Source organism: Streptomyces sp. NPDC047042 (assembly GCF_040644035.1).
Classification (GTDB): Bacteria; Actinomycetota; Actinomycetes; order Streptomycetales; family Streptomycetaceae; genus Streptomyces.
Genome location: NZ_JBEYVP010000006.1, coordinates 205608 through 224507, shown reverse-complemented (window position 1 = coordinate 224507; position 18900 = coordinate 205608). Strand labels below are relative to the sequence as shown.

The following is an 18900-nucleotide window of genomic DNA, read 5'->3' as shown; positions in this document are numbered from 1 at the left end:
TGGCTCACAGGACGGTCACCGCCTTCCGGCCGGTCTGGGGAGCGAGGACGGCGGTCGCGAGGTTGACGCTGAGGGCGAGGAGGGCCACGGCGATGCTGGGGGCGACCACGGACCACGGGTTGAGGAGGATGCCCGGGGAGTTCTCGCGGATCATCAACGCCCAGTCGGCGGCCGGGGGTTGCGGACCGACCTGGAGGAAGCCGGCCGTGGCGACGAGGTACACGGCGGCGACGAAGCGCAGCCCGAACAGGGCGAGCAGGGTGGCGCGCAGGTTAGGCAGGATCTCCCGGACGACGAGGTACCAGAGGCGTTCGCCGCCCGCTGCCGCCGCCTCGACGTAACCGGTCTCGGCGATGGGGGCCGCCGCACTGCCCGCGAGTCGGACCGCGTAGGGCGTTCCGAGCACGACGGCGGCGGCGATGACGGCGAACCGGCCGCCGCCCGGCCAGGACAGGGTGACCAGGAGGATGCCCAGGACGGCCGGGAGCAGCATCATCAGGTCGGCGGTCCGCTCCACGAGCCGTCCGACGAGCGGGCGTACGGCGCCGATCGCGCCGAGAACCGCGGCTGTGCCCGTGACCAGGGCCGCGACGAGCAGTGAGGACAGGACGAGGTCGCGTCCGCCGGCCAGCAGTCGGCTCAGCACGTCCCGGCCCAACTGGTCGCCGCCGAGCAGGGTGCCGTCCGCGCCGGATTCCGCGTAGGGCACGGTCACCGGGATGTCCACGGCGTGCGGGGCGATCCAGGGACCGATCAGGGCGAGGCCGATCAGGAGGACTGCTGGCGTGACACGCAGGGCGATCCTCGTACGGGAGGTCTTCGTCATCGGCCTTCCCTCGCCGCGGGGCGGCCCCGCCGACGGCCCCCCATCGCTGCGGGGGGTCTTCGCCGTCGGCCCCCCATCGCCGCCGGGCGGCTTCGCCGTCGGCTCGGTGTCGCGGCCGGAGGTCGTCATCGTCGTCCTCCTGTCACCACGGTGCGTATCAGGTCGGCCAGGAGCAGTACGCCGGTGATGACGGCGCCGGACAGGGCCGTGACGCCGGCGATGACGGGGCTGTCCCGGTCGGTGACCGCCGAGGCGAGCACCGATCCGATGCCTGGGTAGTTGAAGATGGTTTCGACGACGACCGCGCCGCCGAGCAGCATGCCGGTGGAGGTGGCGAGTCCCGCGGCGATGGCGGGCAGGGCGCCGGGCAGTACGTGGTGGGTGAGGACGCGGTGGGGCGGCAGTCCGTCGAGCACGGCGGTCTCCACGTGCGGGGCGCGGGCCTCGTCGGCGAGCGCGGCCCGCACGATCATGGTGTTCCAGCCGACCTGGGGGATCGTCAGGGCGAGGGCGGGCAGCACGAGCATGTCCCAGGAGGCGGGGGTTCCGTCGGCGCCGGTGAGGGTGACCGCGGGCAGCCAGCCGGTCCACAGCGAGAGCACGAGGACCAGGGCGACGGCCACGACGAACTCCGGCAGGGCGAGGACCGCGGTCGCCGAGCCCGACACGACCCGGTCCAGGCGTCCGCCGGGCCTCAGGGCGGCCCAGCAGCCCAGGGCGAGGGACAGGACTGCGGTGAGCAGCAGGGCGACGCCGCCCAGGAGCAGGGTGTTGGGGAAGGCGGCGGAGACCAGGTCGGTGACCTTCTCGCCGCGTGCGGAGATGCCGAGGTCGCCGGTGGGCAGGCCGGTCATCCAGTCCCAGAAGCGTTCCAGGACAGGGCGGTTGAGACCCAGCAGCTCACGGCGTGCCGCGAGGTCGGCCGCGCTCTCGCCACGTTCGGAGGTCGCGTTGGCCGCGTCGCCCGGGAGCAGTTCGACGGCGGCGAAGACCAGCGCGAGCAGGAGCGCCAGCAGGGCCGTCCGTTTCAGCAGCGCGCCGCCGACCCGCGCCAGGAGCAGGGCGAGGGCGCGGGCCGGCCGCTTCTCCGGGGCGGGCGGAGAGGCGGCCGGTGCGACGGGGTCGGAGGTCAACTGGCCAGCCATGCGCCTTCGAGCTGCACCCTTCCGTATCCGGGCAGCGTCGGCAGGCCGTGCACCCTGGCGCCGGCGAGGTCGATGCCGTCGGCCATGCCCCACAGGAGGTAGCCGGAGGTGTCGTACTCGATCTGCTGGAGCTGCTGCAGGAGTTGGGTGCGCCGGGCAGCGTCGGCGGTGCCGATGGCCTTCTGGTACGCGGTGTCGAACTCGGTGGACTTCCAGCCGGCCTCGTTGGTGCCGCTGTCGGAGACCATGGTCTTGCTGGCGAAGAAGACCACGGAGTCGTTGGTGCCCCAGTAGGTGGTGTAGAGGTCGCCCTTGAGCCAGGTCTTGTCCCAGAAGACGGCCGACTCCTGCTTGACGACCTTCACCTTGACGCCGGCCTCGCGGACCTGGGTGGCGAAGAGGGTGGCCGACTCGGCGAGGCCGGATATGTCTTCGGTGGTGAGCAGTTCGTAGGTCTTGGAGGTGTCGAACTTCGCCTCCTTGAGCAGTTCCCTGGCCTTGGCGAGGTCGCGGGCGCGCTGCGGAACGCTTCTGTCGTAGGCGGGGTCGCCGGTGCCGAGGATGTCGTTGGCGACGGTGCCGTAGCCGGACAGGACCTGCTTGACCATGGCCTCGCGGTCGACGGCGAGGCGGAGTGCCTCGCGCACCTTGGGGTCGGCGAAGGGGCCGTCGGCGGTGCGCATGACGATCGGCATGGCCATGTCGTTGGGACGGCGCACGGTCTGGATGTCCTTGCGGGACTCGGCGGTCCGGGCGGCGACGGCACCGACGTTGGAGGCGAGGTCGATCTGTCCGGCCAGCAGGGCGTTGGACATGGCCTGCGGGCTCTCGAAAATCTTGACCTCGATGGCGTCGAGGTACACGTCGCCGCCGTACCAGTCGTCGTTGCGGACCAGGCGGGCGTTGCCGGTGCGGAACCAGTCGAGTTTGAAGGGGCCGGTGCCGGGCGCCTTCGCGATGTCCTTGTCGGTGGTGCCGTCGGGGATGACGAAGGTGGTGAGGCGGGTGAGCAGAGGCAGTTCGGCGTTGGCGTAGTCGGAGACCAGGACGACGGTGTCGGTGCCCTCGGCCGTGATGTTCTTCGCCTGGATGCCGGGGAGCCGGGAGGCGCCGGCAGGTGTGGCGCGCAGGCGCTTGAGGGAGTAGACGACATCCTTGGCGGTGACCGGGGACCCGTCGTGGAACTTCGCCCCTTGGGCGATCGTGAACTTCCAGGTCTTGAGGTCCTCGGAAGGGGTCCAGCTCGCGGCCAGGCGGGGCTCGGTGTTCGGCTTCGTACCGGGCACGGTGAGCGTGTCGTATACGAGGCTGATGATCAGGTAGTCGCTCTCGTTGGCCTGGGAGCCGTGCGGGTCGCGGGTGATGGCGGCGGCCCGGCCGAGGGCGCCCACGCGGAGGGTGCCGCCCTTGCGAGGTTTGGCGGAGCCGGTGGCGGACCCGGTCGGTTCGGCGTCATCGCCGCCGCCGCAGGCGGCCAGCAGAGCGGTCGCGCCGACGGCGCCACCGGCCCACAGGAGTTGACGTCTACTCAGGTCCACTTTGTCCTCGATTTCACGTGCGGCTCGTTTGCTTAGGTTTGCCTATCCTGATTTACAGGGGTCGCACAAGAGGGCACGCACTGTGATCCTGATCAACTTAGGTAAGCCTTGCCTGTTTGTTGTGGGTTGGCTATGTTTCCGTTCGGTCAACACGACCTCTTCATCGACTCCATCGACAGAGGCCCACCGCCCGCCCCTCACCCGCACCGGAACGGACGGTTCACCCATGCCGACGGCAGCCACGCCTGTACGTCAGCTCCACCCCCACGCCGTGACCGAACTGCTCACCACGGCCCGCGCCCTGCTCGACGCCTTCAACGGCGTCTCCACCCACCCCGGGCTGCTCGCCCAAGTCCCCGCTGCCGCAGCCGGGTTGCCCGATGACATCCGGCACGCCTGCCGCCCGGTCGACACCGCCGACGGACTGTTCGTACTGCGCGGCCTCCCGGTCGACGACGAGGCGATCGGCCTCACCCCGGGCCACTGGTCGACCGCCGGGAACGCCGGCGCGCTGCACGACGTGGTTCTCCTTCTGCTCTCCACGGTGATGGGCACGCCGCTGGCCTGGGAGGGCCAGCAGGACGGCCGGTTCGTGCACAACATCGTCCCCTCGCCGGGACACGAGGCCGAACAGACCGGCGCCAGCAGCAGCGTGCTGCTCAGCCCGCACACCGAGGACGCCTTCCACCCCGGCCGCGCTCATCTGCTGGTACTCGGCTGCCTGCGCAACCCGGACGCCGTCGCCACCACCGCCGCGAGCATCCGCCAGGTCCAACTGGACGCACGGGACCATGACTTGCTCAGCCGGCCGATACTCCCGATCCTGCCCGACGACGCCTACGCCGAGGCACAGGGCTACGACGGCACCCCGCCACCCGTGCCGACGGTGTGGCAGTCGCCGCACGGGCCGACCCTGCGCTTCGACCCCGCCTACACGCCCCTGGACGAAGCGCCCGAGGAACACCGCGCGGCCTACGGCCGGCTGGAGGCCGAGCTCTCCAGGGTCTCCGTGGCGGTGGCTCTGACGCCGGGAGACGTCCTGGTCGTCGACAACGACCTCGTCGTGCACGGCCGGGTCCCCTTCAAGGCGCGCTACGACGGCAACGACCGCTGGCTGAAACGTTCCTCCGTGCGGGTGCCGGGCCGCCGCACCCGTCCGCAGGCCGAGCGGTTCGAACACGGCTACGGCCAGGCGGCCGTCGAGGCGTTCGCATGACCGGCACCGACGGCACGGGCACCGACACCGGCATTGACACCGAAACCGACTTCGCGAAGACGGGGAGCACCATGGCGTCCGAGTCCGACGACACGACACTGCGGATCCTCAGCACCAGTGATGTGGCCGGCATCGACATCACCTTGGCCGACGTCGTCTCCGTCGTCGAGCAGGCGTACCGCACGCTGGCCGACGGCAAGTCCGACAACCCGCGCAAGCTCACCGTCAAGCCGCAGGACGGCCACTCGGTGGCGTACGCGATGCTCGGCCGTGACGGCGAGCGGGGCGTGGTAGCGGTGAAGACGTCGTACAAACACGGCCTGCACGAGGCCCGCGACAAGCAGCACTACTACACGACGCTGACCCTGTACGACGACGAGACCGGCCTGCCGGTCGCGATGCTGGACTGCGGCCGGGTCGGCGCACTGCGCACCCCAGCGGTCTCGGCGCTGCTGGCCCGCGAACTGGCCGTGCCCGGCGCCCGAAACGCCCTCGTCATCGGCACCGGCACACAAGGGCGCCTCGCACTGCCGTTCCTGCTGACCACACTGCCGGACCTGGAACGGCTGATGCTCTTCGGCACACATCCGGACGGCATCCGGGCGGTACGCGAACGGCTGCACACGCACTTCCCCGACCGCGACCTGGAGATCGTGACCGATCTGCGCGCGGCGGCCGGCGACGCGGACATCGTGCTCGCCACAGCGGGCCCGAACACCCCCGCGTCCGTGGATGCCGAGTGGCTCAAGCCCGCCGCCCTGTCCGTGCTCATCGGGTACGGCATCGCGCCCTCGACCCTGCACCGGGCCGACAGAGTGATCGCCACCAGCGCGGCACAGATGCGCGTCACAGGCGTCGACATGGCCGACGCGGACGGGCAACTGCGCGATGTGGACGCCGAGTTCCCTGAGGTACTCGCCGGCCGGGCGGAAGGCCGTACGGACGCGAGCCAGCGGATCTTCGCCTACAACAGCGGGCTGGTCGTCACCGACATCGCGCTGGGCCACCGCTTCGCCCAACTGGCCCTCGCCCAGGGGCTGGGCACGGCGGTGCCGCTGTGGAGGTGACGGCGCCGCTCCCCTCGCACACGACACCCGAGGTACGGGCCCTGCTCGCAGACCCGTTGCTCGACGAGCTGAGTCATGGACTCGGCGGCCCCTGTCACGTACTGCTCCCCGAGCGTTTCGACGCGAACGCCGCCGCGTTCGAGAAGGTGTTCGCCGAGGCGGATGTGCACGGCCGCGTGTACTACGCGAAGAAGGCCAACAAAGCCGCCGTGTACACCGAACGAGCCGCCGTGACCGGCCAGGGCGTCGACGTGGCGAGCCACGGGGAACTGCGCGAGGCCCTGTCGGCCGGGGTGCGCGGCGAGGACCTGGTGGTGACCGGTCCGGCCAAGACGGACAGACTGCTGCAAGTCGCCGTGCTCCAGGGCGCGTTGATCGCGGTGGACGCACTGGACGAACTGGACCGGCTGATCGCCCTGTGTTGCGAACTCCGGCGTACGGCAAGCGTGTTGCTGCGCAGACTGCCTCCGGAGCAACCGCACAGCCGCTTCGGTCTGGACGACGGAGAGTTGGCGGCAGCCCTGCGTCGATGCGTCGACGCGTCCGTCGGCGTGGCGGGATTCAGCTTCCACCTCTCCGGCTACGACGTCCGCCAACGCACCGACCTGGCCGCCGAGTTGGTCGGCCTGTGCACGCGCGCCCGGGCTCTCGGACTGCGCGCCGACCGGATCAGCATCGGCGGCGGCTTCGCCGTGGACTACGTGGCGGCGGACGACTGGCGGCGCTTCGAGGCGAGCCGCCGCTCCGAGCACTTCCATGCGGGGAAGTCCTTCGGCGGCTTCTATCCGTACCACTCCCCCGTCGCGGGCGCCGATGCCCTGCGTACGATCCTGGCGGCCACCCCGACGGGCCAAGTCACCTCTCTGGCCGAGCTGTTGCGTGCGGCCGGGGTCACCCTTCTCGTCGAGCCGGGCCGGGCGCTGCTGGACCAGGCCGGGTTCACGGTGTTCCGTGTGCAGGGCGTGAAGGAGCGTGACGGGTACGCGATCCTGACCGTGGACGGCACCAGCCTCAGCCTGTCGGAGCAGTGGTTCGACAGCGAGTTCCTGCCGGACCCGGTGCTCGTGCCGGCCGCCGGCCGTCCGGTCGCCGACGCGGGACCGTACCCGGCGTGCGTGGGGGCCGCGACCTGCCTGGAGTCGGACATGCTGACCTGGCGCAAGATCCCCTTCCCGGTGCGGCCGGCCGTCGGTGACCTGCTCGTGTACCTCAACACCGCGGGCTACCAGATGGACTCCAACGAGTCGCCGTTCCACGACCTTCCGCTGCCCCCGAAGGTCGTCGTCGAGCCATCCGGATCCCGTCACCGCTGGCGCCTCGACCGCCCTCCCCACTGAAGACACCGACGACCACTTGACGACCACGTGAAGACCACAGGAGCCCCCATGGACGACCCCCTGTACCGGCCGCCCATCGTGCGACAGGTCTCCGAACTCATCGGCGCCACCCCGCTGTTCGAGCTGGCCCGCACGGAGAGCGACGCCCGGCTGCTGCTGAAGCTGGAGCAGTTCAACCCGACGGGCACAGCCAAGATACGGATGGCCCGGCAGATGGTCGTCGACGCCGAGGAGCGCGGCCTGCTGCGCCCCGGCGGCCGGATCATCGAGTCGACCTCCGGCAACACCGGGCTCGGCCTGGCCGTCGTGGCCGCCGAGCGCGGCTACACCTTCACCGCCGTCGTCGACCACCACGCGGCCGTCGACAAGCTGCGCGCGATGAAGGCGCTCGGCGCGGAGCTGGTGTACGTCGCCGACGACGGGGACGAGGAACTGGCCACCGCCGCCCGCGAGGAGTTCGCGGAGAAGCTGGCCGCCGAGTCGGACAACGCCTACTTCACCGAGCAGCACAACAACATGGCGAACGGCGTGGGTTACCACCCGGTGGCCCGCGAACTCCATGCCGCGCTGGACGGCCGTATCGACATCCTCATCGGCGCGGTCGGCACCGGCGGCGGGCTGTTCGGGACCGGTGGCCCGCTGCGGGAGACGGTGCCCGGGGTACGGATCGTGGGCGTGGAGCCGAAGGGGTCGATCGCGTTCGGGCCGCCCGCGCACGACTACCACCAGTCGGGAACCGGCACGCCCGAGGGCGCGACCATCGGGGCGATGGTCGACTACTCGCTGCTGGACGAAGGCGTGAAGGTCGGCGACGTCGAGGCGTTCGCCACGGCGCGGGCCGTCGCCCGGCGCACCGGCCTGCTCCTCGGCGGCTCGGCGGGCGGAGTCGTGTACGAGGCCCTGGCCCGGCTGTCCGCACTGCCGCCCGGCACGACTATGGTCGCGTTGATCAACGACGGCGGGGAGAAGTACATGGACACCGTCTTCGACGACGACTGGATGGCCGCCCGTGATCTCCTCTCCCCCCAAGTGGAGCGCGAAGTCGACGAGTTGCTGACCAAGCTCCGCCGACTCCCCACCTCGCCGGACACTTCGCGCGACTCTTCGCAGAAACAGGACTGATGCAGCCCGCCCTCGCCCGCCTCCTCACCGACGGCCGTGCCCTCGCCACGCTGGCCGTGCCGCTCGCGCTCACCCAGCTCGCCCAGGTCGCGCTCACCACCACCGACACGATCATGATGGGCCTGATGGGCACCGAGGCCCTGGCGGCCGGCGGCCTCGCCATGGTGATCTTCAACCAGCTGCGCACCATGGGCGTCGGCCTCGTCACGGCCGTCGGCAACCAGGTGGCCGCGGCGGACGCCCGCGCCGAGACGCGAGGCGCGGAGGCGAGAGGCGCCGAGGCGGACGCGGCGCACGAGGAGGTCCGGGATCTCGTCCGGGCGAGCCTGCTGCTGTCCACGCTCGCGGGTCTCGCGGGCGCGCTGCTGATGGTGCTGATCGGGCATGCCGTGGTGTTCCTCGGCCAGGACGCGGACGTGGTCGCCGCGGCGAAGCCGGTGCTGTACACGATGGCGCCCGGTCTGGTGCCCTGCCTGTGGTTCCAGGCGATACGCCAGTTCACGGTCGGTATGCGCCGCCCCCAGGCCCTGCTGCGCATCACGATCGCCTCGATCGCCGTCAACGCGGGGCTCAACTGGATCTTCATCCATGGAACCTGGGGCCTGCCGAAGCTGGGCCTGCCGGGCATCGGGCTCGCGACGAGCTCGGTGTACGCCCTGTCCTTCCTCGCCCTGTACCTCTCCGCCCGCCGCGATCCGCGGCTGGCGCCGGTGCTGTCGCTGAGCATCTGGAAGACCCGCCCGGCCACCCTGCGCCGACTGACGGCACTCGGTACGCCGATCGCCGCCACCTACGGTTCCGAAGCGGGCTTCTTCTCCGTCGTCGCCCTGCTGGTCGGCAGCTTCGGCACGGCCGCGCTGGCCGCGCACACCGCCGTCAACCAGCTCGTCTACATCGTCTTCCAGATCGCCGTCGGCCTCTCCCACGCCGCGTCCCTCGGCGTCAGCCGTGAACTCGCCCTCGGCAACACGGGCGCCGCCCAGCGGCTGAAGGCAACGGCCCTGGCCTGCGCCGCCGCCGTCATGGCGGTCGTGGCGGTCGTCTACGTCGCCCTCCCGGGGCTGGTGCTGGCGCCGTTCTTCGAGGGCGAGAGCCGGACGGCCACCGACCTCGCCACGAACCTCCTGCTGATCGCCGCCGTGATGCAGTTCTTCGACTGCGCCCAGAACATCGGCGTCGGCCTGCTGCGCGGCCTCGACGACACCAAGGGCGGCTTCCGCGTCACCCTCGTCGGCTACTGGCTCGTCGGCCTGCCCGCCGCCGCACTTCTCGGTTTCGCCACCGGCTGGGACACGGTCGGCATCTGGCTGGGCCTGCTCATCGGCCTCGCGACCACCGCGGCCCTCCTGCTGCGCCGCTTCAACCGGGGCGTCGGGCTCCTGCACGGCGTCGCGGCGGCCCGGCCCTGACCCCTCCCTCGACCGGACGCCGCGAACGGTGAGGCCGATGAGGGGTCACGGTTCTCCGAGGTCGGACACTCCCGTACTCGGGGGCCGCACGGAGGGGCGCCGGTCCCGCGAGCCGCTCAGGCCGTCCGCCCGTCGACGCGCCCGGGTTCCGCGACGTCTTTGCGGGTCACCGCCAGGTGCACCACCAGGCCGAGGATGACCGCCAGGAACAGCGCGCTGGTGACAACGGTGCCCAGGCCGATTCCGCCGTCGCCGGTCGGCTGGGAGAGGTAGTCACCGATCGAGGCGCCCAGCGGGCGGGTGAGGACGTAGGCGATCCAGAAGCTCCACACCGCGTCCAGACCCAGGGCGAAGTGCGCGACCGCGACGGCGCCGATGGCCAGGGCGAACAGGACGGCCGCGAGCCAGTAGCCGAGGTCCATGCGCTCGGAGACCAGGTCGCCGGCCGCGGTGCCGAGGGCGAACGTGAACAGTACGGCCAGCCAGTAGAACGCCTCACGGCTGGTGGTGTCGATGCTGTGGATGGACAGGGTCCGCTCACGCCGGTACCAGGCGACGAAGACGACCGCGAGGAGGACCGCGAAAACCGTCGTGGTCGTCTCCAGCGGTACGCCCACGTTGTCGGTGAGGTTGTCGCTGATCAGCGTGCCGACCACGCTGATCAGGGCTACGGCGAGCCAGTAGACGCCCGCGCGGTAGGCGGTCGTACGGAACTGCACGACGAGGACGACCGCGAGCAGCGCGCTCATCAGGACCGACACACCGGTAAGGCCCAGGCCGGCCTTCTCGTTGAGCAGGTCCGCCGCGGTCTCGCCGACCGTCGTGCACAGCACCTTGATGATCCAGAAGTAGGCGGTGACCTCGGGGACCTTGTTCCAGCGCAGGCGGTGGGACGGGCGGGCGGCAGCACTCGTGCCGGGTTCGGCCTCAGGTGTCTCGGAGAGTTCGTAGGTCATGGGACGGGACACTGCCAGCGGTTACCTGAACACATCCTGACTGCCGCGCGGCTTTCCCCGCCTGCCGGAGCTGTCCTGATCACGATGAGTCCATGCACACCCGCGCCGCGTCCTGGCTGCGGCACCGCCTCGGCCGTGCCGTGGTTCTCGCCTATCTCCTCGCTCTGTTCGTGCCCGGACCCGGCCTGTGGCTGCGTCGCCCCCATCTCCTGCCGCTGACCCACCTGACGCTGCACACCGCACCGCTTCTGCTGTCCCTGGTGCTGTTCTCGGCCGGACTCCAGGTGCCCGTCCGCGAGCTGGGCCGCCTCGTGCGGCACCCGAAGGCGCTGCTCGCCGGGCTCGTGCTGCACCTTGCGATCCCGCTGGCGATCGTGCCGTTCGTCGCGTTCCTCCTGCGGCGCACCCCCGACACCGACGGCGGCAGCGGACTGCTCACCGCGATGATCCTCGTCGTGGCGATGCCCGTCGCCGCGGGCGCCACCGTGTGGACCGACAAGGGCGAAGGTGACCAGCCGACGATGGTGGGCCTCGTCCTGGCCTCCACCCTCCTCAGCCCGCTCACCACCCCCTTCCTGCTGGAGACCCTGGCGCCCGTACTGAGAGGCGGCTACGGGCAGGTACTCGTCGACACCGGCAGGCTTGCCCACGGCGGGTTCGGCCTGGCCACCGTGGCCCTGCCCTGCGCGGCCGGCCTCCTGGGCGCACTCGCCCTGCCCGCGCGATGGCTGCGCCGTCTCCACGGGACAGTGATGCCCCTGGCCCTGACCGGCTCGCTGCTGCTGACCTACGTCAACGCCAGTGGCGCCCTCGGAACCGTCCTGACCCGGCCCCGCCCGCTGCTGTTCGCCGCCGCCCTGGCCGTGGCCGCCCTGGTCTGCCTGCTCTCCTTCGCCCTCGGCCGGATCGCCGCCCGCGTCCTGCGGCTGGAGGCGGGTACGGCCTCCTCGCTGACGCTGGCCTGCGGCATGAACAACAGCAGCGCGAGTGCGGTCCTGATCACCGCGTCCCTGCCCGACAAACCGCACCTGCTGCTGCCGGTCCTCGCCTACGGGCTGATGCAGAAGACCGCCGCGAGCCGAATCGTCACCCACCTCCGACCCGATCGCGCTCCCGCTCCGGCAGCCGGCACCTGAACACTCAGCCACGGCCCTCCGGCCCGGCCTCCTCCTGGCGTACGGGGACGAGCAGGGTGAAGGCGGCCGGGCGGCTGCTGGTCAGGGAGAGTCTGCCGCCGAGGGAGACGGCCAGGTCGCGGGCGAGCGACAGCCCGATGCCGGAACCCGCTCCCGCGCCCACCTGACCACGGTCGAACAGCCGGGCTCCCTCGCCCGCCACGGCTCCCTCGTCGGTGACGTCGAAGGCGACCGCGTCGCCCAGGTCGCGTGCCGTGAGGCGGACTGCGCCGTGCCCGTGGACGCGCGCGTTGTCCAGCAGGACGCCGAGAATCTCGGCGACGAGGGCTCCGGGGACACGCAGGTCCTCCGGTGCCTCGCGAGTAGCGCACTCCAGACGTCTGCCGTCGCGGGCGAACAGTCCGTGCCAGCGTTCCTCGGTCTCGTCCAGCAGCCGTGCCACCGACGTGTCCGGCGCGGGCCGGCGCGGCAGGCCACGGGAGCGGGACAGGCGCAGCACCTCCTCCACCGTGGCGTGCAGACGGCGCGTGGTGGCCAGAGCCTCCTCCAGGGCCGGCCGCAGCCGGAAGTCGTCGTCCTGGACGAGCCCCGCTTCCAGGGTGAGCTGGAGTCCGGTGAGCGGGGTGCGCAGCTGGTGCGAGGCGTTGGCGGTGAAGTCCCTTTCGTGACGCAGGAGTTCGGTCAGGCTGTGCAGCATCTCGTTGTGGGTGCGGGCGACCTGGTCGATCTCGGCGACAACGCTGGGTGCCGCCCGGGCGCTCAGGTCGCCGGCGGTGACCGCCCGGCTGTGCCGGGAGAGGTCCTCCAGCGGCGCGGCCAGCGCCCGCGCCTGGCGGCGGGCGACGAGGACGGCCACCGTCAGTGCGAGGACACAGACTCCGGCGAGGACGGCCCAGGCGAGCAGGACCCGGCTGCGTACGGTGGACGCCGGTGAGGAGGCCCGTACGACGCCGATCACCTGCTCGTCGTGTGACACGGGCACGGCGGCGACCAGGTCACCGCCGGCCCGGCCGCGCACGACCTCCGCGGCCAGCGCCCTTCGCACGACTGTGTCACCGGTGCGGGGGCCGGTGCCGGCCCGCAGCCGTAGCGCGGGGTCGTACAGGCCGAGGCGTCCGCCGGCCGGTGGCGCGGGCAGTTCCACGGGGTCTCCGGTCGCGTAGTCCGGGCTGACGCGTACGGCGCCGGACAGGGCCGTCCGTTCCAGGGTGTCGCGCTGGTCGGCGTACAGGGAGGACCTGATGGCCAGGGCCAGTGGGAAGGCGAGGAGGACGACGGCGACCAGGGCGGCGGTGAGGGCGACTCGCACCACGCGCTGTCTCATGCCCCCATCCTGCGGGCTCCCGGCCGGCCCGGGGACGGTCCGCCACGCGCTTTTGCCGTCGCCTAACCGTCGGCGGCCGGGGCGTTAACCGACGGCTCCCTAGCGTCGGAGGCATGACCAGGAAGCAGTTCCCGGCAGTTCCTCGGGAGGGCAGTGGCATGTCGTACGCACGTACTTCCGCCGGCGTCGTCGCCATGACGGTGGTCGCCGCGGTGATCGCGGGATGTTCCGGATCGTCGTCCGGGGCACACTCGGGCTCGGGTTCGGCGGCCCCCGTGCGGGCGAACCCGGCCCCCACCGAGTCGAATCCGCCCGGGGACATCCCCGACAACCAGGTGTTCGTGGCCTATCAGCCCTCGGGCACCTTCACCGGGTTCACGGTGAAGGTGCCCGAGGGCTGGGCCCGCACCGACAGGGGCGGTGCGACCGTGTTCACGGACAAGCTGAACAGCGTCACCATCACGACGGCCACCACCTCCACGGCCCCGACCGTCGCCTCGGTGAAGAACACAGTTGTCCCGCGACTGCGAGGCCAGGTGGTGAAGTTCGCATCGCCGAAGGTGTCGCAGGTGACCCGCAAGGCGGGCCCCGTCGTCCTTCTCACCTACCAGGGCGACTCGACCAAAGACCCGGTCACCGGCAAGGTGGTGCGGGACGCGTTCGAGCGGTACGCCTTCCACCGGCACGGCCATGAGGTGGACCTGACCCTGTCCGGCCCCGTCAACGCCGACAACGTCGACCCGTGGCGAACCGTCAGCGACTCGTTCGCGTGGCGGTGAGTGCGATGCCCGCCGGACCCTCCGCCGACGACGTGGTGCTGGCCGCCCGGGAGCTGTACCGCTTCTACCGGGCCGGTGAGGAGGAGACGCTCGCGTTGCGCGGGGTGTCACTGCGGGTGCGCGGAGGGGAGACGGTCGCCGTCGTCGGCCCGTCGGGGGCCGGCAAGTCGACCCTGCTGGCGTGCCTGGCAGGTCTCGACGAACCGTCGGGCGGCGAGGTCCGCGTGGCAGGCGTGCGCATCAGCCATCGGCCCGAGGCCGAACGCGCCCGGCTGCGCGCCCGGCACGTGGGGGTGCTCCTTCAGTCACGCAACCTGCTCCCGCATCTGGCCGTGCGCGACAACATCCGGCTCGCCCAGCATGCGGTGCGCAGCCGTCCCGCCGTAAAAGCCGAGGCCCTGCTGGAACAGGTGGGGCTGGGGCGAAGGGCCGGCGCGCTGCCGCGGCAGCTGTCCGGCGGTGAGCTGGCCCGCGCGGGGCTCGCCGTGGCGCTGGCCAACTCTCCGGCCGTGCTGCTGGCCGACGAGCCGACCGGTGAACTCGACGGCGGAACGGAGGAGTTGGTGCTGCGGATGCTGCGGGACCGGGCGGCGGACGGCTGCGCGGTGCTGATCGTGACGCACAGCCCGGAGGCGGTGCACGGCTCCGACCGAGTGATCACCCTGGACGACGGCCGAGCCCACGAGGCACACGAGGCACACGAGGGAACCACTCATGCGAAGGAGCACGGCCATGTCCTCCGCTGACCTGCTCGTCTCCTGCCAGGGTGTCGCGCTCACCTTCGGCCAGGGCCCCACCGCCGTGGTGGCGGTGCACGGCGCCGACCTGGACGTCCGCCGCGGCGACCGGCTGGCGGTCGTGGGCCCTTCCGGGTCGGGGAAGTCGTCCCTGCTGCATCTGCTGGCCGGGCTCGAACGCCCCACCGGCGGCACGATCTCCCGGCCCGGACTCGGCGGGTCGCGGGACATCGGCCTGGTCTTCCAGGCCGACAGCCTCATCCCCGCCCTCGACGTCACGGAGAACACCGCGCTGCCGCTCGTCCTCGCGGGACATCCGCCTGCGGAGACCCGCCGTCCGGTCGCCGAGGCGCTGGACGTGGTCGGCGTGGCCGGGCTGGCCGACCGGCTGCCCGACGAGATCTCCGGCGGTCAGGCCCAGCGGGTCGCCGTGGCCCGTGTCCTGGCGCAGGCGCCCCGCCTGATCCTCGCCGACGAACCCACCGGCCGCCTCGACCACGCCACCGGCGCCCGCGTCCTGGACGCCCTGCTCGCCGCCGCCGACCGGACGGGCGCGGCCCTCGTCGTCACCACCCACGACCCGGCCGTCGCCGCCCGGCTCGCCGTACGGCGGAGCATGCGCGACGGCCGACTGCTCGCACCCGAAACGGCGAAAGCGCCGACCCCACCAGGGAGCCCGTCATGATCACCGCCTGGGCGAAGGGACTGACCCGCCACCGCATCGGACGGCTCCTCGCCGCCGTCGCCGGAATCGCCCTCGCCGTCGCACTCGTCGCCGCGCTCGGATCCTTCCTCACCGCGTCCAAGGCGACCATGACCGAGCGGGCGGTCCGCTCGGTCGCCGTGGACTGGCAGGTCGAAGTACAGCCGGGCGCCGACCCGAACGCCGTCGGGTCACTGGTGAGATCCGCCCCCGGCACCCGGGCCGCGCTGCCCGTCGGCTTCGCCCGCACCACGGGTTTCACCGCCACCGTGGGAGGCAGCACCCAGACCACCGGACCGGGGGTCGCGCTCGGCCTGCCGGCCGGCTACCGCAGCCACTTCCCCGACGAACTGCGCACACTCTCCGGCACCGGCACCGGTGTCCTGCTCGCCCAGCAGACCGCGTCCAACCTGCACGCGGCCCCCGGCGACACCGTCGGCGTGCAACTCCCCGGCGCCGGACTGCGGCAGGTGCGGGTGGACGGCGTGGTCGACCTGCCCCAGGCCGACTCGCTGTTCCAGAAGGTCGGCGCGCCCACGCAGTCCCAGCCCACAGCTCCTCCGGACAACGTCGTCCTGCTGCCCGCCGCCCGGTTCGCCTCCCTCACCCGGGGAGCCACCGACGTCACCACCCAGATCCACGTGGCCCGCGACGCGAACCTGCCGCCCGACCCGGCCGCCGCCTTCACCTCGGTCACCGGCGCCGCCCACAACCTGGAGGCCAGATCGGCCGGCACCGCGCTCGTCGGAAACAACCTCGGCGCGGCCCTCGACTCCGCCCGCCAGGACGCCCTCTACGCCCAGATCCTCTTCCTCTTCCTCGGCGTCCCCGGCGCCGTCCTGGCCGCCGCGCTGACCGTGGCGGTCGCCTCGGCCGGCGGCGAACGGCGCCGCCGGGAACAGGGACTGCTGCGGCTGCGCGGGCTGCGCCCCCACCAGATCACCGCACTCGCGGGCCTGGAGGCCGCACTGGTCGGCGTCGGCGGCGGCCTCGCCGGTCTCGGCCTCGCCGCGCTGACCGGACGCCTCGCCTTCGGCAGTACGTCCTTCGGGGCCAGCGCGGGCACCTGGGCGGTCTGGTACGTCATCGCCTTCGTCCTCGGCGTGGTCGTGGCCGCCGGCGCCGTGCTCGTGCCCGCCCTGCGTGATCTGCGCACGGTGACCGTCGCCGACACCAGGCGGGAGCGGCCCGTGTCGCGTTCGCCCTGGTGGCTGCGGTACGGGCTGGACTTCGCGCTGCTGATCGGCTCGTTGCTGGTCTTCCGCGCCTCCTCCGGCAACCAGTACGCCCTGGTCCTCGCCCCCGAGGGCGTGCCCAGTGTCTCCGTCTCCTACTGGGCGTTCCTCGGCCCGGCGCTGCTGTGGCTCGGCGCGGCCCTGCTGCTGTGGCGGCTGACCCTGCTGGCTCTTGCCCACGGCCGACCGGTGCTGGCCCGCCTCGCCAGGCCGCTGACCGCGACCCTCGCCCCGACCACGGCGGCCGTACTGTCCCGCCGTCGGCGCCCGCTGGCCCGCTCGGTGGTGCTGCTCGCCCTCGCCGTGTCGTTCGCGATCTCCACGGCCGTCTTCAACTCCACCTACCGGCAGCAGTCCGAAGTCGACGCCCGCCTCACCAACGGCGCGGACGTCACCGTCACCCAGCCGCCCGGCGCCCCGGTCCCGCCGAGCGCGGCCGGCAAACTGAAGGTCTCCGGCGTCCGGCACGTCGAGCCCCTCCAGCACCGTTACGCCTACGTCGGCGCCGACCTCCAGGACCTCTACGGCATCCGGCCCGCCACCGTCGCGAAGGCGACCTCGCTCCAGGACGCCTACTTCTCGGGCGGCACGGCAGCGCAGCTGATGCGCAGGCTCACCCAGCGCCCCGACAACCTGCTGGTCAGCGCGGAGACCGTGCACGACTTCCAGCTCTCCCCCGGCGACACGGTCAACCTCCGTGTCCAGGACGCCCGTACGAAGGCGCTGCGCACGGTGCCGTTCCACTACGCCGGGATCGTCAAGGAGTTCCCGACCGCGCCGAAGGACAGCTTCTTCGTCGCCAACGCCGCCTACGTGGCGAAGACGACCGGCAGCGACGCGGTCGGCGCCTTCCTGCTCGACACCGGCGGCACCCACCAGAAGCAGATCGCCGACAAGCTGCGCCACCGGTTGGGCACCGGCGCCACTGTCACCGACCTCGCCCAGACCCGCGGCATCGTCGGCACCAGCCTCACCTCCGTGGACCTGTCCGGACTCACCCGCATCGAACTCGCCTTCGCCGTCCTGCTGGCAGCCGGGTCCGGCGGCCTGGTCCTCGCCCTCGGACTCGCAGAACGGCGCCGTACCTTCGCCATCGCCACCGTTCTGGGCGCCCGCGGCGGCCAACTGCGCGGCATGGTCCTCACCGAGGCCCTGCTGCTGGCCACCGGCGGCCTGGCCGGGGGAGCCCTCATCGGCTGGGCACTGTCCGAGATGCTGGTGAAGGTCCTGACGGGCGTCTTCGATCCGCCGCCCGCGAGCCTTTCGGTGCCGGGCGGCTACCTCGCCCTGACCGCGGGCGCGGCCGTCGCCGCCGTACTGGCCGCCGCGCTGAACGGCATCCGCAGCGCAGGCCGGCCCGCCGTGGAGGAGCTGCGTGACCTGTGAGCGGCCGGGCGCGGGCGGGCCGGGCGCCCCGCCCGCTCCTACGCTGTCCAGCATGCGTACGCACGCGACCGCCGACCACAGCCGCCACAGTGTCCTGGTCGTCGAGGACGACGACACCATCGGCCGCCATCTGGCGACCGGCCTGCGCGGCAACGGCTACACGCCGACCTGGAGCCGGACGGGTTCGGCAGCTCTGGCCGAGGCCGCACGCAACCCGTACGACGTGCTGCTGCTCGACCTGGGGCTGCCCGACCTGGACGGTCTGGACGTCGCCCGCACCCTGCGTGCCCACCATCCCGACCTGCTGATCGTCATCCTGACGGCGCGCACGGACGACATCGACATCATCGCCGGACTGGACGCGGGCGCCGACGACTACCTCGTCAAGCCGTTCAGCCTGACCGTGCTGCTCGCCCGGCTCCGCGCCCATCTGCGCCGCCGGGTCGTCGCCGCACCGCAGCAGGAACCCGTCCGGCTGGCCGACCTCGTCCTCGACATCGCGGCCCGCCGCTGCACGCTCCACGACGAGGACATCGAGCTGCGTCCCAAGGAGTTCGACCTGCTCGCCGTCCTGGCCCGGCGTTCAGGCGAGGCCGTGTCCAGGGAGACCCTGATGGCCGAGGTCTGGGACGAGAACTGGTTCGGCTCCACCAAGACGCTGGACGTCACCATGGCCGGCCTACGCCGACGCCTCACCGAAGCCGCCGACATCTCGGCCCGCCCCGCCGGCCTCCCCCGCATCACCACCCTGCGAGGACACGGCTACCGCCTGGAGAGCTGACGGGCCCCTGCTGCACGGCGAACTGCCGCGCTTGCTGCCTCCGGTGCAAGGGCGATGCAAGGCCGGGGCCAACGGGCGGCACGGCCTCCGCCCGCCTTGGTCGGCTCGTTCCGATTCGCGCCCGGTGCCGGGCAGGCAGGCGTCCGTCGGCACCACGGCCGGGCACGGCTCGGCGGCCTCGCGGACAGCCGCCCCCCTCCATC

General features: G+C 72.1%; 16 protein-coding genes. 11 read left to right on the top strand and 5 right to left on the bottom strand.

Features of this window, described 5'->3' with window-relative positions; translation table 11 throughout:
- Positions 1-4 precede the first annotated feature (4 nt).
- The 3 genes from ABZ855_RS08840 to ABZ855_RS08830 all read right to left on the bottom strand — a co-directional run bounded on the left by ABZ855_RS08840 (position 5) and on the right by ABZ855_RS08830 (position 3509).
- A complete protein-coding gene (locus ABZ855_RS08840) occupies positions 5-826 on the bottom strand; it encodes an ABC transporter permease (RefSeq protein WP_360803202.1) in 822 nt (273 codons plus the stop codon).
- Between the two features lie 125 nt (positions 827-951).
- Positions 952-1971 carry an ABC transporter permease gene (locus tag ABZ855_RS08835; protein WP_360803199.1) on the bottom strand — a complete coding sequence of 340 codons (1020 nt, stop codon included), beginning with the start codon at positions 1969-1971 and terminating at the stop codon, positions 952-954.
- Positions 1956-3509 carry an ABC transporter substrate-binding protein gene (locus ABZ855_RS08830; protein ID WP_360803196.1) on the bottom strand — a complete coding sequence of 518 codons (1554 nt, stop codon included), beginning with the start codon at positions 3507-3509 and terminating at the stop codon, positions 1956-1958. The genes ABZ855_RS08835 and ABZ855_RS08830 overlap by 16 nt, the downstream gene beginning before the upstream one ends.
- A gap of 226 nt (positions 3510-3735) precedes the next feature.
- Between ABZ855_RS08830 and ABZ855_RS08825 the strand changes: the two genes are divergently transcribed.
- From ABZ855_RS08825 to ABZ855_RS08805, 5 genes are all read left to right on the top strand, one after another.
- Positions 3736-4725, top strand: coding sequence for a TauD/TfdA family dioxygenase (locus ABZ855_RS08825; RefSeq protein WP_360803193.1), 990 nt, complete (start codon positions 3736-3738; stop codon positions 4723-4725).
- A gap of 71 nt (positions 4726-4796) precedes the next feature.
- A complete protein-coding gene (locus ABZ855_RS08820) occupies positions 4797-5792 on the top strand; it encodes an ornithine cyclodeaminase family protein (protein WP_360803441.1) in 996 nt (331 codons plus the stop codon).
- Positions 5789-7129, top strand: a complete 1341-nt coding sequence (locus ABZ855_RS08815) for a Y4yA family PLP-dependent enzyme (protein ID WP_360803190.1) — start codon at positions 5789-5791, stop codon at positions 7127-7129. The genes ABZ855_RS08820 and ABZ855_RS08815 overlap by 4 nt, the downstream gene beginning before the upstream one ends.
- Before the next feature lie 48 nt (positions 7130-7177).
- A complete protein-coding gene (locus ABZ855_RS08810) occupies positions 7178-8251 on the top strand; it encodes a cysteine synthase family protein (protein ID WP_360803187.1) in 1074 nt (357 codons plus the stop codon).
- Complete coding sequence (locus ABZ855_RS08805; protein WP_360803184.1) at positions 8251-9660, top strand: MATE family efflux transporter; 1410 nt, start codon at positions 8251-8253, stop codon at positions 9658-9660. Before ABZ855_RS08810 ends, ABZ855_RS08805 begins: the two co-directional genes overlap by 1 nt.
- 116 nt (positions 9661-9776) lie before the next feature.
- Here ABZ855_RS08805 and ABZ855_RS08800 read toward each other — a convergent pair whose 3' ends face one another.
- On the bottom strand, positions 9777-10616 hold the full coding sequence (locus tag ABZ855_RS08800; protein WP_360803181.1) for a hypothetical protein: 840 nt from the start codon (positions 10614-10616) through the stop codon (positions 9777-9779).
- A gap of 92 nt (positions 10617-10708) precedes the next feature.
- Between ABZ855_RS08800 and ABZ855_RS08795 the strand changes: the two genes are divergently transcribed.
- Positions 10709-11752, top strand: a complete 1044-nt coding sequence (locus ABZ855_RS08795; RefSeq protein ID WP_360803178.1) for a sodium-dependent transporter — start codon at positions 10709-10711, stop codon at positions 11750-11752.
- Positions 11753-11756: 4 nt separating this feature from the next.
- Here the strand turns inward: ABZ855_RS08795 and ABZ855_RS08790 are convergent, their stop codons facing one another.
- Positions 11757-13076, bottom strand: coding sequence for a HAMP domain-containing sensor histidine kinase (locus ABZ855_RS08790; RefSeq protein WP_360803175.1), 1320 nt, complete (start codon positions 13074-13076; stop codon positions 11757-11759).
- A 113-nt stretch (positions 13077-13189) separates the two neighbouring features.
- On the opposite strand from ABZ855_RS08790, the gene ABZ855_RS08785 reads away from it, so the two are divergent.
- From ABZ855_RS08785 to ABZ855_RS08765, 5 genes are read left to right on the top strand one after another with little or no spacing between them, the layout of a single operon-like run.
- Positions 13190-13855: a hypothetical protein gene (locus ABZ855_RS08785; protein ID WP_360803172.1), complete on the top strand. Its 666-nt coding sequence runs from the start codon at positions 13190-13192 to the stop codon at positions 13853-13855.
- A 5-nt stretch (positions 13856-13860) separates the two neighbouring features.
- A complete protein-coding gene (locus tag ABZ855_RS08780; RefSeq protein WP_360803169.1) occupies positions 13861-14601 on the top strand; it encodes an ABC transporter ATP-binding protein in 741 nt (246 codons plus the stop codon).
- Positions 14588-15277: an ATP-binding cassette domain-containing protein gene (locus ABZ855_RS08775; RefSeq protein ID WP_360803166.1), complete on the top strand. Its 690-nt coding sequence runs from the start codon at positions 14588-14590 to the stop codon at positions 15275-15277. The genes ABZ855_RS08780 and ABZ855_RS08775 overlap by 14 nt, the downstream gene beginning before the upstream one ends.
- The gene (locus tag ABZ855_RS08770) at positions 15274-17916 is read left to right on the top strand and encodes an FtsX-like permease family protein (RefSeq protein ID WP_360803163.1); all 2643 of its coding nucleotides are present in this window, start codon (positions 15274-15276) and stop codon (positions 17914-17916) included. Before ABZ855_RS08775 ends, ABZ855_RS08770 begins: the two co-directional genes overlap by 4 nt.
- A 52-nt stretch (positions 17917-17968) precedes the next feature.
- Positions 17969-18697, top strand: a complete 729-nt coding sequence (locus tag ABZ855_RS08765) for a response regulator transcription factor (RefSeq protein ID WP_360803160.1) — start codon at positions 17969-17971, stop codon at positions 18695-18697.
- Positions 18698-18900: the final 203 nt, after the last annotated feature.